The sequence below is a fragment of the uncultured Flavobacterium sp. genome (assembly GCF_951805225.1).
Lineage (GTDB): Bacteria > Bacteroidota > Bacteroidia > Flavobacteriales > Flavobacteriaceae > Flavobacterium.
Map to the genome: position 1 here is coordinate 866,308 of NZ_OX638201.1, position 15,819 is coordinate 882,126.

The 15,819-nt window shown below is 32.9% G+C and carries 12 protein-coding genes; 1 reads left to right on the forward strand and 11 read right to left on the reverse strand.

Annotated elements, in window-relative coordinates:
* Window positions 1-62: 62 nt before the first annotated feature.
* Window positions 63-1,508: a serine hydrolase gene (locus WN975_RS03805; protein WP_337965292.1), complete on the forward strand. Its 1,446-nt coding sequence runs from the start codon at window positions 63-65 to the stop codon at window positions 1,506-1,508.
* Window positions 1,509-1,599: 91 nt separating this feature from the next.
* Here the strand turns inward: WN975_RS03805 and WN975_RS03810 are convergent, their stop codons facing one another.
* The 11 genes from WN975_RS03810 to WN975_RS03860 form a co-directional block, all read right to left on the reverse strand.
* A complete protein-coding gene (locus WN975_RS03810) occupies window positions 1,600-2,010 on the reverse strand; it encodes an arsenate reductase ArsC (RefSeq protein ID WP_337965293.1) in 411 nt (136 codons plus the stop codon).
* A 339-nt stretch (window positions 2,011-2,349) separates the two neighbouring features.
* Complete coding sequence (locus WN975_RS03815) at window positions 2,350-2,823, reverse strand: DUF6428 family protein (RefSeq protein ID WP_337965294.1); 474 nt, start codon at window positions 2,821-2,823, stop codon at window positions 2,350-2,352.
* 57 nt (window positions 2,824-2,880) lie between these two features.
* Window positions 2,881-3,207 carry a metalloregulator ArsR/SmtB family transcription factor gene (locus WN975_RS03820; RefSeq protein ID WP_337965295.1) on the reverse strand — a complete coding sequence of 109 codons (327 nt, stop codon included), beginning with the start codon at window positions 3,205-3,207 and terminating at the stop codon, window positions 2,881-2,883.
* 175 nt (window positions 3,208-3,382) lie between these two features.
* Window positions 3,383-4,531: a cytochrome c peroxidase gene (locus WN975_RS03825; protein WP_337965296.1), complete on the reverse strand. Its 1,149-nt coding sequence runs from the start codon at window positions 4,529-4,531 to the stop codon at window positions 3,383-3,385.
* Between the two features lie 85 nt (window positions 4,532-4,616).
* Entirely contained in the window at window positions 4,617-6,110 is a 1,494-nt protein-coding gene (locus WN975_RS03830) for a hypothetical protein (protein WP_337965297.1), read from the reverse strand.
* Window positions 6,097-7,575 carry a RagB/SusD family nutrient uptake outer membrane protein gene (locus WN975_RS03835; protein ID WP_337965298.1) on the reverse strand — a complete coding sequence of 493 codons (1,479 nt, stop codon included), beginning with the start codon at window positions 7,573-7,575 and terminating at the stop codon, window positions 6,097-6,099. The genes WN975_RS03830 and WN975_RS03835 overlap by 14 nt, the downstream gene beginning before the upstream one ends.
* 4 nt (window positions 7,576-7,579) lie before the next feature.
* Complete coding sequence (locus WN975_RS03840; RefSeq protein ID WP_337965299.1) at window positions 7,580-10,933, reverse strand: SusC/RagA family TonB-linked outer membrane protein; 3,354 nt, start codon at window positions 10,931-10,933, stop codon at window positions 7,580-7,582.
* Window positions 10,934-10,936: 3 nt separating this feature from the next.
* Window positions 10,937-12,049, reverse strand: a complete 1,113-nt coding sequence (locus WN975_RS03845; protein ID WP_337965300.1) for a DUF4974 domain-containing protein — start codon at window positions 12,047-12,049, stop codon at window positions 10,937-10,939.
* 67 nt (window positions 12,050-12,116) lie between these two features.
* Window positions 12,117-12,716 (reverse strand): RNA polymerase sigma-70 factor, encoded by a 600-nt coding sequence (locus tag WN975_RS03850; protein WP_099711956.1) that lies wholly within the window; start codon window positions 12,714-12,716, stop codon window positions 12,117-12,119.
* A gap of 299 nt (window positions 12,717-13,015) precedes the next feature.
* The gene (locus WN975_RS03855) at window positions 13,016-14,362 is read right to left on the reverse strand and encodes a DUF3526 domain-containing protein (protein ID WP_337965301.1); all 1,347 of its coding nucleotides are present in this window, start codon (window positions 14,360-14,362) and stop codon (window positions 13,016-13,018) included.
* Between the two features lies 1 nt (window position 14,363).
* Complete coding sequence (locus tag WN975_RS03860; protein WP_337965302.1) at window positions 14,364-15,815, reverse strand: DUF3526 domain-containing protein; 1,452 nt, start codon at window positions 15,813-15,815, stop codon at window positions 14,364-14,366.
* Window positions 15,816-15,819: the final 4 nt, after the last annotated feature.

A 15,819-nucleotide genomic window follows, 5' to 3' on the forward strand; every position in this document is an offset into this window, starting at 1 on the left:
AGTTTCAATAACTGTCACAAAAACAAAAAAGTAGCGTCTATTATATTTGAAAACCATTTGCTATGACAAAACTATTTATTTCGCTTACCGCAATTTTATCCTTTTCGTTTTTAACAGCACAAGAACAGACAAAGACAACAAAGGAATCAAGTGCTAAGATTGATCAATATTTAACTGAGGTTACAACCAAATATAGTATGCCCGGAATTGCTGTTGCGGTAATTAAAAATGGCAAGATCATTCACCGAAATAATTACGGAAAAGCAAATATTGAGTTTGATATACCAGTTTCTGATAAATCTATTTTTAGAATTTATTCTTTGACAAAAACGATTATTGTTACAGGAGTTTTTCAATTGATTGAACAAAACAAACTGGCATTAGAAGATCCTATTTCAAAGTATCTTCCTGATTTGCCAGCAACATGGAATTTTGTACAAATAAAACATTTAGTTTCACATTCTTCAGGGCTTCCGGATATTGTAAATTATGAACAATTGCAGGAAAATGAGGCTAAAGCAAAAGTTTTTGCTGATGCTATTCAATTTGAGAAAGGCGAAAAATATGAGTACAATCAAACCAATTTTTGGTTGCTTCAAAAGATTATAGAAATCATAAGCAAGCAAAATATTGAAACTTTTATAATTGAAAATCAGTTTGGAAGTCAAGCGGATAATAAAGATGTTTTTTTCTCTACAGATTCTCGAGATATTTTTGCAAACAGAGTTACGCCTTACAATAATTTTTCGGGCGGTAAAATGCAAATCGGACTTTCTAATAACGGAAGTTACTTGAATAGCTGTAATGGTATAAATATTACTATGGCTGAGTTTATAAAATGGGATAGTAAATTCAACGAAAATAAACTCATTAATGAGAAAACTAAAAACACAATGTGGACTTTATTTCCGTTCACAAAAACAGATTATAAATTTACTTTAGGTTGGGATGAACGCAATATAAACGGTCACATATCATATGGTTTTTCGGGAGGAAGAAGAGTTGCGTACAGAAATTTTCCGAAAGATAATTTGAGTATTATATTCCTGGCAAACGGAATTGGAAGTGATGCAAATGTCGAAGATATAATCAATCATATTGCTAATATTGTTGATAGTGATATCATAGATTATGGTTTTGTGGCGTATGAAACTTTAATGAAAAGTGCACAGGAAAACGTTTCAGGCTTAAAAAATACTTTTAATGCTTTAAAAAAAGATCCAAAATACGCTAATGTCAATTTAGAAGAACATCTTAACAGAATTGGATATGTACTTTTATATCACGATCAGAAAGTGCCCGAAGCAGTTTCGGTTTTTAGTCTAAATGCAAAAGAATATCCAAAATCAAGTAATGTTTATGATAGTTTAGCAGAAGCTTATGAAGTAAATAAAGATCTAAAAAATGCTTTATTGAGTTATACAAAAGCAGCAGAATTAAATACTGACGCAGATTATCGCACCAGAATTAGCAAGAAAATAACAGAGCTAAAACAATCGCTTAAATAAAACGGAAACTCAAATTTAGAGTTCAGTTCTAAAATAAAAAGCCTATTTCCAAGATTCGTAAATAGGCTTTTTTATTTTAATTCTGCAGCAATTAAGAAATTTTTAATGTGCTGCAATATTCCTTAATCATTTGTCTGACACGTCTGAATTCGCTTAAAATTTCTTCTTCAGTTCCTGTCGCTTTTGCAGGATCAGGAAAGTTTTGGTGTAGTTTTTTAGCTTTTGTTGGCAAAAACGGACAGCGTTCTTTGGCATTGTCACAAACGGTAATTACAATATCAAAATCAATATTTTCATATTCATCAACATGATTCGATGTATGATTTGAGATATCAATTCCATCTTCTTTCATCGTTGCAATCGCTCTTGGATTTACACCGTGTGTTTCGACTCCGGCGCTATAAATTTCGGCTTTATCATCAAAAAAATGCCTTAAATAAGCTTCGGCAATTTGACTTCTGCAACTATTTCCGGTGCAAAGTACGAGAATCTTCTTTTTCATAATTTTAAACTAATAACCAAATGATATTGATAATGCAAAACTTTGGTTCAAAGCCAAAAATAAGCTGCAATACAATAACAGATGCGGTGATGATAATTGGTTTTTTGTATTTAATTAATAGGTCGAACATATTCAAATCAAAATTTTGAAGGTTTTTTTATGCCTTTAAGCACAACATATTGGTAAAAAAATAAATCGGAAATGTATCTAGCGTGTCGTAGGTACGCAATGGTCATCGTTTTGTTTCGTACCTACGGCACGCTGTTGCGTTTTTAATCTAAATTACTACCAATATATAATGCCTAAAGGCATATTTTAATTCTTGATTTGAAAATATAATTAACAACAACCCGAATCTGGTGAACAAGAATTTCCTGAGTCTGTATGCAATTGAGTCAAGCTTATTTTTTGCTTTTGCGAAGGAATTCCGCACGCATCTTGCGCTAAACAAGCTGTAGTTTTACTTTTCAGAATAAAATTTTTACCATTGAATTCTAAATCATATCTGCCAATTGTTTCGCTTTGATATTCGACTTCGATCTCTAAATCTTCAATGTTTAATTTTTCTTCAGAAAGAGTAATGATATTCAAAAGTTTGGTTGGTTTTAATCGATGTTCAAAATCATCTGCATTCCAAAGCTGAAAGTTTACTGCTTTTTCATGACGAATTACGCCGCCACAATCAATAAAGTTTTTTGAGATCATTCCAACTTCTGTAACATGGAAATGTTCTGGAACAAAAGTCCCGTTTTCTAATTGAAATTCTACGTTTTCAAGTGTTGGAAGTATACGTTTAATGTCTGATAGTTTCATTGTTTTTGTTTTATAGGTTTAATGCAATATTACGATATAGATAATAAAAAAAATGTTTTAGCAACATTTCTGATCTTTAGTGACAGTAATAATATTCGAAAAATAAGCTTTTAGAACATCAAAAGTTTCCTCGTTGATGCAATAACAAATGGCATTTCCTTCGATATTACCTTTTATAAGTCCGGCATTTTTAAGTTCTTTAAGATGTTGAGAAACGGTAGGTTGCGCAAGTGGCAATTCGTTTACAATATCACCACAAATACATTCGTTTACTTTCAAAAGATATTCTATAATGGCGATTCTTGCTGGATGTCCTAATGCTTTAGCAATAGTTGCGATTTGGTTTTGCTTATCTGTAAAATGTTCTGTTTTAGTCGCTCCCATTGCTTTTATTTTTATATTGCAATATTACGATATAGTTTTTGAAATACAAATATTTTAAACAGTAATTTTTATTCGGAAATAATTTAGTTGTGAATAAAAAATAAAAAAGCCCATTTCAAATTAATGAAACGGGCTTTGCAGGTTTGAAATTTTATGGGGCAAATTACAAACTAAATTATTTCGGTAATGTTGGAATTATAATTCTTCGGGTTGGTGTACTCAACGTTTCTATAAAAGCCAAAAGATCATTAATTTCTTCTTTGTTTAAATCCAGTTTTTTAAGCATTGGATCCACTTTTGGAATCAAAGAATCGCGTTCTGTACCCAGATATTTTTTCTGAACAGGCGAGGGATTTCCTAAATTGTATAATTCTACAACATCCAATAAAGACGGAAAATGCCCGTGATGCATCCATGGTTTTGTGTTTACGACTTCACGCAGCGTTGGCGTTCTGAATTTTCCAATATCTGCTTTGTTTTTGGTAACATTATAACGCCCGAAATCTTCATTTTTTGTTCCAAATAAAGTTTGTCCGTCATTATGAAATTGATTGTCACTAAAATAAGGTGTATTATGACAATTGATGCATTGCGCTTTGGTTCTGAACAAATGCAAACCTTTTACTTGTGAGTCTGTATAAGCATCAGATTTTCCGGTAATAAACTGATCAAATTTACTTTTGGGACTATTTATTGATCTTTCAAAAGTTGCAATGGCATATTGTATGCGTTGCAGCGATACTTCTTTATTTCCAAAAGCAGCTTCAAAAAGAGTGTTATAGCCTTTAATTTTCGCAATTTTATCAACGGCAATTGTTAGTTTTTCGTTCATTTCAAGAGGATCTCCAATCGGAAATTGTGCTTGATCTTCTAAACTTTTTGCACGTCCGTCCCAAAATAAAGATGTGGCATACGCCGAATTTAAAATCGTCATCGAATTTCGTTTTCCCGTTTGGCGATCATGACCAAAAGAACGCGTTAAATTATCTGTCCAGCCCAATTCCGGATTATGGCAGGAAGCGCACGCAATTTGTCCGCTTGTCGATAACCTCGGATCAAAAAACAATATTTTACCCAGACTTTCTTTTTCCTTAGAATACGGATTATATTCAGGATAAGGCACAGCAGGAAGCAGTCCAATATCACGGAATGCTTTTTTGTCTATATTTTTATCCAATTCAGGCGTTGGCCAAGTAGATGGATTTCCGCTTGAATATAATTTTCGCAATTCCTGAACATCGATATAATCCGGTTGATCAATGCTTTTGTAAGCCGTTAAACTTAATAGGAATAAAAGAAGGATTATTGTTTTTTTCAATTTCATTTTTGTTTTTTTAGACGTAAACCTTTGTCAAAGTTTTAAACTCTGACAAAGGTGATTTGCGTTTAACTGCGACCGAAAATTTAAATTACGGCAAAGTAACTTCCTTAGGACAAGACTCGTTTAAAGGCGCTAATTTTGGATATGTTTTATTGTTATACATTCTGTATTGACATGAAACTGTTCCTCCAAAAAGTAGTTCGTTTGTTAGTTTTAATTCAAAAGAAATCTCAAACAAACCGGCGCTTATTTCTTTATAAGTTCCTTCTCCTGAAATCTCGATAACATGACCGGGTTTATCTTTTCCGTCAGGACCTTTTCCGCTTGGTGCAATTGTTATCGATTGCGGATTTACAAGTACGCTTCCATTGGTTTTACTAGTTCCGTTTTCTGGAAAAAATTCAAGCGCTGATGTGATATTAAGTCCGGGAGAATTTGCTCCGTTTACATTTTCGTTTGTAAACCATCTTTTTAAGTTAAAGGAATTTGTAGTCGAATTTCCGGTAACTACGTTAAATCCAATTTTAAAAGCATCATGATAGATATCATCATTTGTATTGCTTGTGCCGTTATCGCTATATAATATGGCATTTTCTGAATCTTTTGCTACGACAACCGGAAACGTAAACGCATTATAAGATTGCCAGCCGCAAGTACCACTTTTATCAAACCAGTTTTCGCCATAAGTCAGGTAAAATTTATTCGATAAATCGTAAAATTTAGAAGCCGGATTAGTTTGTATATCTCGTGGTGATTTGATTGGTTTTATGATTTGTAAAACGGTATTTCCGGTTGCGATATAATTTGTGGAATTAATCAGTGTAATTTTGGTTTCAAACCTCACATCATCGTTTTGTATGTCTTCTAAAAGTGTCAAATGATAGGTAACAGAACTTCTGTTATCACCAAATTCGTCATGACTTAATGCATATTCAAAACCATTTACAAATTTAAAAATAGATTGATTTTCAATTTCCGATGGAATAAATCCGTTAGGGAAATTTACTTTAAAATCGACCTTTTCGCCAGCAATTCCTTTTATGGTAATTTGTTTGTCAGGAATGGTATAAGTTGTGCTTATTTCTGCCAAATTAATGGTAAAAGTATTATTTGGTGCCGCTGTATTCAGGTTTCCAATATGAATTGCAGGATCAGAAGTATTTTCTAATTTTAAGGTTATAGCTTGTTTGTCTTTCCATCTTTTATCAAACGAAAGATAAATTGTATCGGTCAGTTTATTGCCTTCAAACAATAATTGATTTTCGGGTTCCACGCTAAAAGTATTGACATCGCCGGATGTTGCTGCGCTAAAATTGACTGTAACAGGCGATTTTAATGTTGTGGAAGTTAGCGTTACCGGAACTTTTAATTTCTTAATTGATTTATTGTCATAAGTTGTGGCTGGAGCCAAAGTTGTACTTACAGCAGGATATTCAAGCGGAACTCCTGCAGCAGTTGCCAGAAAATTGAAGCGTACAAAAGGTTCAACATTTTTAGAATCTAACCTGTAATCGTCCTTAGAACAAGATGCAAATAAGGCAACAACAATACTTAATACGGATATAATTTTAGTATGATTCATTTTGTTTCAAGTTTGGATTAAGGTTAATGTTGTAGCGTGGTATTGGCATTATATATTTTGGCGACGGATAGGTAAGTGAGCAATTAAGCGAAATACAACCGTCATTGCGTGAAATGTCTTTTTTGTTTCTGGCAATGTCAAAAAGTAAATGACCTTCAAAGCATAATTCTTTTCTTCTTTCTAGAAATAAAAGCTCTTCGAGATTGTTTGTGTCGGTCAATAAAGTTGCATTAGATCTTGCTCTGATTGTATTAATATCCGTTTTTGCCTGCTCCGGATTATTAAGTTTTAAGGCTGCTTCGGCGCGAATTAAATATTGTTCACTTAATCTAAAGGCAACATATCCGGGATTTCCCTGAAATTTTCTGGTAAAATAATATTTCAGGTTTTCGAATTGTAAATTGACAAGAGTTGGAATTGTTTTTTCCAGAAATAATTGTTTTCTGATATCATTACTTTCGTATAAATCCAATAAATCCTGAGAGGCAGCATAATCGCCATAAACAGTTGCAGAAGTATATCCGAAAGGAACAGATAATGATCCGCTGGCAGTTCCGTCAGTAGTTTTAGGAATCGTAAATTCAAGTAAAATTTCAGAAACAGGCAAATCCGGTTGTTCCCATTGTGCGATATAATCAGCTGAATTTACTAAGCTTACGCCTGAGTTTAAAATAATATCATTGGAAGTTTCGTAGGCGTTTTTCCAATCTTTTTTAGACAAATAAACCCTTGCCAATAATGCTTTTGCACTTGTTTTATTAAAATAAGAATAAGCGGGACCAGTCAAAAGCGAAGCTTCAGCATATAGATTTATTGCTGTTGTAATATCAGCGATTATCAAAGCATAAGTATTAGCAACAGTTTCTCTCGCCGGATAAGTAAGACCTTGTACTAATGAAGCTTTGTTGTAAACAATTCCTAAATGTGATGCGTCATCTGTATAACCGTAATTTTGGCTGTAAACTTCGCTAAGTAAAAAATGAGAATAAGCTCTAACAGTCAAGGCTTCGGCTTTTATTTGATTTTTTTCAGCTTCTGTAGCATCCGGCAATGCATCGACAAATTCTAAAATTAAATTCGATTGATTGATTGTGCTGTAACTATTGCTGTAAAAAGACGAAAAATTAGAATTATCAGATTGATCTTCAAAAGAATAAAGATTTGTAATAGGCGACGGAATACTAATTAAACCTAGCGAACTAGCTGTTGTTGAAGGTGTAAATTTTAAATTTCCGCCCTGAACATCCGCATAAACAGGGAAAACGCCTCCACGTACATTAGCTTCAAGACCTCGATACATACCATTTACGGCTTGTAGCATACCTTGTTTGTTTTTTAGCTGTTCTGTAATCGAAATTTGTGTACCAGGTTCTTGCTCCAGAAAATCACTACAGCCTTGCAAGGAACAAAGTAAGGTGAAAAGCAGTGCAAATTTAAATGCTGTTCTATTTTTAAAATATTTCATCTTTTTAAAATTTAGTATTAATTCCGCAGGAGATTGTTCTGGCTTGCGGATAAGTGTAATTAAATTCTCTGATACCATTCATTCCCGCCGGACTCTTTTCTTTGTACCAATACAATGCGTTCGAAACATCTGCAAAAAGGGTTAAAGTATCCAGAAAAGTATTTTTTAGCGGAACATTATAACTCAGGTTTATATTGCTGATTTTGATATAAGTAGCGTCATAAACATATTTACTCATATTAGATAATAAAGTATTGTTGCTAGGCGCAGGCTGCGAAACAACATCGCCCTGATTTCTCCAGTAATCGTATGCATTTACAGACATATTTCGGTTTGAAGTTGTTCTGGGTTTTGAAATCATTTCATCAGAAATCAATTTATCGCCACCCCATTGAAAAGCGCCTGTTACAGATAATGTAATATTGTTTAGCGTAAAACGATTGCTAAAACCTCCAAAAGCTTTAGGTTGTGTATCACCAATTGGTTCCCAATCAGCATTGGTAAACAATCTGCTGTAAGTTGCAGCATCATAAACTTGTCCATTTTTTTTAACCAAATCCCTTCCGGTTGCGGGATCAACGCCCACCCAATTTATACCCCAAATAGTTGAAGTACTGTAACCAATTTTTTGAGCAAGAGCAATATTAGCCAATGAATAATCGCTTCCTAAACCTACCAAATCCGTTACTTTATTGTCTACCGTTGAGATATTGAAAGAAGAAGTCCATTTGAATTTTCCTTTTTGAAACCATTTGATTCTGGTCGTAAACTCAAAACCTTTATTATACATATCTGCCGCATTTAATTGCACAGAATTATAACCTGTTTCGGTTGGAATATCCCGTGCAACAATCAAATCAGATAAACTATCATAATAATATTCTAATGAAAGTTCGATCGTATTGAATACATTAAAATCGATTCCGGTATTGAATTTTACGTTTTTCTCCCAACTTAAATTTCCGTTAGGAGAAACGCTTGATGAAGCACTTGTATCGCCATTATAACCATTTTGCAAAACAGTATAAAGACCTTTTGATCTATAAGAACCTATTCGAGAATTTCCGGTTGAACCATAACTTATTTTCAATTTTAAGAAATCAATCCATGAATTTGATTTTAAGAAATCTTCGTTGCTCGCAATCCACGCTAAACCCGCACCGCTATTGTAAGCAACATTTGTATCATCGCCAAAAACCGAACTTTCGTCACGTCTGAAATTGACTAACGCATAATATTTTTTCTTGTAATTGTAGTTGATCTGCGAGAACAAAGAAACTCTTGAATTGTAATTAATGTCAGATCCGTGAACCTGTCTCGTTTTACTTTCATCAACCAAAGGAGTTGCAGGATTATCATCTTGCATCGCATCTTCAACGCGATTAATTACGTTAGGATTTACAAATCCTGAAGCCGATGAATAATCAAAATTGGCTTTTTCTTCAGAAAGTTCAAAACCTACAACACCGTCTATCGCATTGTTTTTATTGATTTCTTTATTAAATAACATTTGTCCCTGCCAGTTCCATTTGGTAGCATTTCGATTATTTATAAGACGTCTTCCCCAATTGGGATATGTTTTTTCGTTCAGGACGAAAGTTCCATTGTTTTGCCCGCTTTCATTTTCTCCGGAAAAATAACGATCCTGAACTTTATCAATATAATCCAGACCAAATAAAGTCCCGAATTTTATATTTTTATTTAATTCATAACCTAAATTCAAACTTCCTAAGATTCCACGGCTTTCAGTTTCATTCTTATTTTGTTCAATTGCAGCCAAAGGATTTCCTCCGGTATTTCCTCCCGATACACCAAGATTTGAGTAAGATCCGTCTTGATTATAAGGCGAAATTGTTGGCAAATAAGCAAAATCATAATAAATATTAGGAGCATCTTTTTTGATATAACTTGGGTTTAATGACAAATTAATATCCCATTTTGAATGTCTATATCCTAAATTAATTCCTCCGTTAAGCTGTTTTGTAGTATTCCCTAATTGCGGTTCATCAATATTTAGATAGGTAATTGTGCTTCGATACGAGAAATCCGATGTAGCTCCGGAAACGCTAAAATTATATTTATTATAAATCCCGCTTTGGTTCAATAATCCAAACCAATCCGTGTTGATTCCATTGTAAGGAACCGGAACATAATCTGTAGAACTGTTTTTTAAGTAATCATTTCGCAAGTCCGTATATTGCGCGCCATTCAAATATTTAATTTGATTAATAGCCGATGAAACTCCAAGTTGGTTCGAAAACCCAAATTGAACTTTTCCTTTTTTACCCTTTTTTGTCGTAATCAAAATCACACCATTTGCACCATCAGCACCATAAATTCCAACAGCCGCGGCATCTTTTAAAACCGTAAAATCTTCAATATTATCAGGCGAAATCATTGCTAACGGATTCGATAATCCCTCAGACAATCTTCCTCCGTTAAAATATTCATTATCAATACCCGCTTGTTCACTCATAATTACGCCATCAACAATAATCAAAGGCTGAGTAGAAGTACCTAAAATAGAGTTAGATAAAGATTTTAAAGTTCCCTGACCACGAATATTAATTTTAACCGGACCACCAATTCCCGAAACATTTTCGACCAAAACCCCGGCAATTTGTCCTTCGACCATTTTATCAATACTTTCTGAGGCTTGTTGAACCGGAATATCTTTGGCGTTTAAGCTCGAAATACTTCCAACAACTTCCTCTTTAAGTTTTTTAGTTCCGTAAGAAGATGTAATGACAACCTGATTTAGCTCATCTGTAAATTCTTCCAGATAAAATGTAAACTCTTTTTTATTATCTGCCTTTATAGCTTGAGATTCCATGCCTAAAAAGCCAGCTTCAAGCACTATATTATTGATATTATTTCCTTTTAACTGATAAACAAATTTTCCGTTAAAATCAGTTATAGCGCCCATTCCGGTACCTTTTATGCGTATTGTTGCTCCGGCAAGCGGTTGTTTTTCTTTGGCACTATAAACGATTCCACTAATAAATCTTTCCTTCTCATCAGGATTTGAAGAAGTTGGAGCAGGAGTAGAGTTCGTTAATAAAACCTGCTTTTTCTGTATGTAAAAAGAAATGTTTTTGCCGCTAAATAATTGCGTTAATACAACTTCTAAAGATGCATTTTGTACATTAATATCCGCAAGTTGATCGGCATCAATTTTTCTTGCATTATAAATGATTCTAAAATCAGTTTGATCTTCAATTGATTTGATAATGAAGCTAATAGGTTTGTTTTTTAGCTGTAATGTTATGCCATTATTCTGAGAAAAACCTTTAAAACTGGATATGAGAAGCGCTAGGAAAAATAGAATTTTCCTGAAATTTGGTATCGTAAAAGTCATGTTTTATTTAGTTATGGAAGGATTGGTAATAGTAATAGTATTTTCTTCGATCGAATAATTAAATGGCGTGTCACGTTTTAGAAGTTCTAAAATGTTTTCGACACTTGAATCACTAATTTTAATCGTACCGGTAAAATTCTGTTTGGCCAAAACAGTATTTTCATTGATGATTTCGACATCATAAGTACGTTGAATTATTTTAGTGATCGTTGAAAATGGAGTATCTTTAAAAGCAAGTTCGCCCTTTGTCCATGCCGAATAAAAACTTGGATCAACTGCTTTTGTTGTAATTTTTTTAGCGTTATTTTGCCAGGTCGCCATTTGATTTGGAAGAAGTAAAACCAAATTTTCTTTGTTTTCAACTTCATACATCTGAATACTTCCTTCGATCAAAGTACTATTAACCGTTGGGTTTTCAGGATATGCACTGATATTAAATTTTGTTCCAAGAACTTCAATATCAACCTTATTGGCGTTTACAATAAACGGATGCTGTTTGTCTTTTGCGACTTCAAAAAAAGCTTCACCAGTTAGAAATACATTTCTTTTACCGTTGATACCAAATTGTTCCGGATAACGCAAAGTTGTTCCCGAATTTAAACTCACAATCGTTCCGTCAGAAAGTGTAAGTTTAAATCGTTTTCCGTAAGGAACTTTAAGTGTATTGTAAACCACTTTCTGATCCTGAACTTTTCCGAAGTAAATAATATGGTTTGGAAATTTCTTTGCAACCAAACTTCCTTTGTCATTTATAACCTGAGTTTGATTGTTTTTTGCGATGATTTCAGAACGTCCATCAGCCAATTCTAAAACAATTTCTTTAGATGATTTTGTTTTTTGACTAAAGTCGAAAGCCAGTTTTCCTAATCCGAATAAAACTAAAAATACCGCGGCATATTTTAAATACTGAATCGCATTATTTTTTGGTTTCATCGAAATTACCGAAACGGATTCAGTCGTAATTACATCCGAAAGAGTTGCTAAAGCCCAAGTTTTCTTTAAAGATATAAAGTGCTTTTTGTTTTCTTCAGAAGCATCAATCCAATCAAAAAGAGATTGAACTTCTTGTTCTGAAGCTTCATTAGAAAGATATTTATAAATAAGTTCTGATGTCATTATTTTGGTTTTAAACTTCTGGTTATAGTAAGTACACTTCAGAAATAAAATACCCTACCTTTTATTTTTAATTATTACAAATAAGGATAAAAATTAAGAATAAATAATCCGATAATTTGGTTTTTAAAATCTTCAAAGCCTTTGTCATGTGGGCTTCAACGGCTTTTAGCGATACTTGCATTTCTTCGGCTATTTCTGCATTTTTTTTATTCTCGAAACGCTTTTTTATAAAAACTTCTCTCGTTTTTGGCGGAAGGTCGCTTATTGATTCCTGAATTAAACGTTCTAATTCGGTTAATTCTAAAGTATCAAATTGTACCGAATTTAAGATTTCGATATCCAATTCACGCTCTTTCTGATTTAAAACCTCACTTTTAAATTTATCCTTCACTTTATTATGCCGAATCATGTTCAGACATTTTGATTTTGCATAAGTGTACAAGAAAGATTGTATTCCGTTTATCGATTCTACGGTTTCTCTGCTTTGCCATAAATGCAAAAAAGCTTCTTGCGCGAGATTTTCAGCTTCATCTTTATCGTAAATAAACTGAACGCTAAAAGCGGTAATTCGACGGAAGTATTTGTCGTAGAAATAAGTGAAAGCAGTTTCGTCTCCTTCTTTGAAAGATTCAAAAAGATTTAATTCGAAACTGTTATTAATGTTCATCAAACGAAATTTACTTTGGAAAAGCAATATCGGTAAAAATAAAAAACTACCAAGATTTGCCAAGAAAGCGGCAAATATAAAAGTTTATTTATATTAATTCTAAATAAAATTAAAATAAAGATTGTTTGAAAAAATATTAGTCAGAATTGGAGTAATTTTTTAAACCATATAAGTTATATAAGACAATATAAGTCACTTTGCTTAATCTTTTTAAATAATGAAACCATATAAGTGATGTAAGTTATTTAAGCGTAAAACGATACTTTTATATGAACTTATATCACTTATATGGTGAAAAATTATATGTTTTGGTTTCTAAAATTCCTCCATCCAAAACCAATCAACAACAAATTGAAAAGCAATAAAGGCAAAAATGCTTTCATAAAACTTATTTCTGAAGGATCATTGAATGTTTCAACTTTAAATTTAGACCAGTTTTCTTTGCTAACATCAGCATTATCAAAGATTTTTGGATAGAAATACAAACGCATTTTTTCATGGAAATGTTTGGTTTCTTTCAAAAATAAAAGCTGATTTCCTAAGTCAGATTTGGCAATTTCGTTCAACTGAATCTGAGTATGTAAAGTGGGAATAAATTGCGCAATCAATTGACTGGCTTTGTTTCGTTGTTGCAATTTAGTTTCTAATTCTCTCGATTGTTTTGCCGAATCGTCGTCGCCCGCTTGTTGCATTGCATAATACCAAAGCCAGCTAAACTCGGCGTTTGGCAAAGGATAATGTTTGAATTGTGGATAATGATGATAGAATTTATCCATCGTAATTTTTTTATCCATATCCCATTTTTCATGATAAGCATTTCGTTGTTTTACAGTCAATTCGAGAGCTTCTGGAATTGGATATTTATTTACAATATAAGTATTGATTGTTGCCGGTAAAATAATAATCAGAAACAACCAAATCGTCAATAAAATAACCGCATTAAAGTTCGAATGTTGTTGTAATGAAACAATAAAAAAACTTACCGCAAACCAAAATAAAATATAAAGAATTCCAAGTCCGTAAAAAGTGAAAAGTGATTTATCAAATGGAATATTCAGAAACAATATTGCTATAAAAAGTACGATCGTTAATAATGCAATCAGAGTTAAAATTCGAATATAAAATAACTTCAGAATGTATAGAAAGGTGTTTTGGCTTTGCGTCGCGACAATTTTCCAGGTTCCGCTTTCTTTTTCTTCCGAAATCAAATTATAAGAGAAAGCAATAATCAAAAGTGGAAAAAGATAAATCAATACAAATCCAAAATCGATATTTCCGGACAAAAGATTATTCGGATTATTGAGTTCTGAATCATATTTCTGAGCTTCAAGACCACGAATCGTTACACTTTGAATCGACGGATTTACATCGCGTTGACCAATTGCCAAACTATTAATTGGCAATGTTTTATTGACTAAAGAAAACTTGATATAATAGAGTAGAAGTCCAATTTCGTCTTTATGAAAAGCAGCATTTCTTGCAATATGTTCTTTTTGATAAATTGCCGCTTCGGTGATATTATTTTGTTGTTTTTGCTGAAATTGTTGTCCAATTAAAAGACTTATAAAACAGATAATCAACAGAAAAAAGAGTCCAATTTTGGTTCCTTTTGATCGTATGAAATTTTTAAAAAGTAATGCTAACATATTAAATGGCTTTAAGGTTTTTAGCGGCAATTCGAATGAAAATAAACAACAATATAATCCAGAGAAAAATGGAGATAAGAGCAATAATTTCAGATTTTAAAACATCCTGAATTCCTTTTGGTTCATAATGAAATTCTTCCAGATCGGCCCAATGTTCTTTGCCAATTGTCAAAGGTTTATCCGTTGGTTTTGGTTTATTATTACTGATATATTTTACCTGCAATGCATTCATTTTTTGCGCCATTTTATAGCGATAATCTTCGGCTTGTTTCTGGAAATCGATATACGAATCATAATCTGTATTGGACAATCCCATCGATAAGTTTTTGATAGCGATGTACGGATTTATAAAGGAAATTGTCTTAGAAAAACTGTTTTGCTTTTCATAAACCTTCAATAAATTTTCTAAATGCTGATTGTAGATTTTAGAGCTTATTTTCTCGCCTTCGGTCATAATAAATCCCGAATAATTAAAAGGAAGTTTCTGCACAGAATCGACTTTGTAAACACGCAAAAGCGAATCTTTAATAGCTTTATAATGCAAATCATTTGGATTATGACTGTCGCCTTGTTTCAGAATATCTTTCTCAATATCGCTATTGAATTGAATTTTTGAAGGCGCTTCATAAATATAAGCTCCAATTGCCTGAGTGGTTCTTGGCAGAATTATCGTGAAAACAAGCCAAATTCCAATCAATGAAATCAACGCTTTTTTGGATGTTTTGCTTGACGCCGAAATTAAAACGGAAATAACGCAAAAGAACATCAGATATATAAAATGAAACAGAATAAACAATACCATTTTGATTGTTTCATCGGCAGAAATGCTAAAATTTTGAAGCAATAACCAGATAAAAACAAGTACGATAATTGTTGGCAGAAAAAGCATCATAATAACAGAAGCGATTCCTAGTGTTTTACCAATTAGAAGCTGTTTCCAATTGATTCCCTGACTTAAAAGCAGTTTTAAGGTTCCGTTTTCTCTTTCGGCTGCGACCGAATTAAAGCCTAAGAAAAAGATCAATAAAGGCAATAAAACCTGTAAAACCATCGCAATACTGATTTCGCCAAAACGAAGCATACTGTTTGAAAATCCTGCTTCAGAGAAATTGGCGGTGTTTTGTTTGTGCGCTTCCAAGAATATGGCATTTCCGAAAAACGGTTCCATTCCAAATTCAAAAATACTTAAAGGCGTGCTTTTTCTAAAGGCAAAATTTCCGTAATGCGCCATTCTGTGTGGATTTTTGTCTGGATTTTTTAGCCAGTCTTCTCTCGATTCATGTTGGTATTTCTCACTGGTTTCGTTTTGATTGGTATAATTTTCCCAACCCGAAAACGCAGCATAAAGCAAAATAATACCAATGAAAAGCGTGATAATAAATACCGCTTTATTTTTAAAAACGGAGTTCTTTAAATGCTTGGCGATTAAAATTTCTATGTGTAATGATTTCATACCA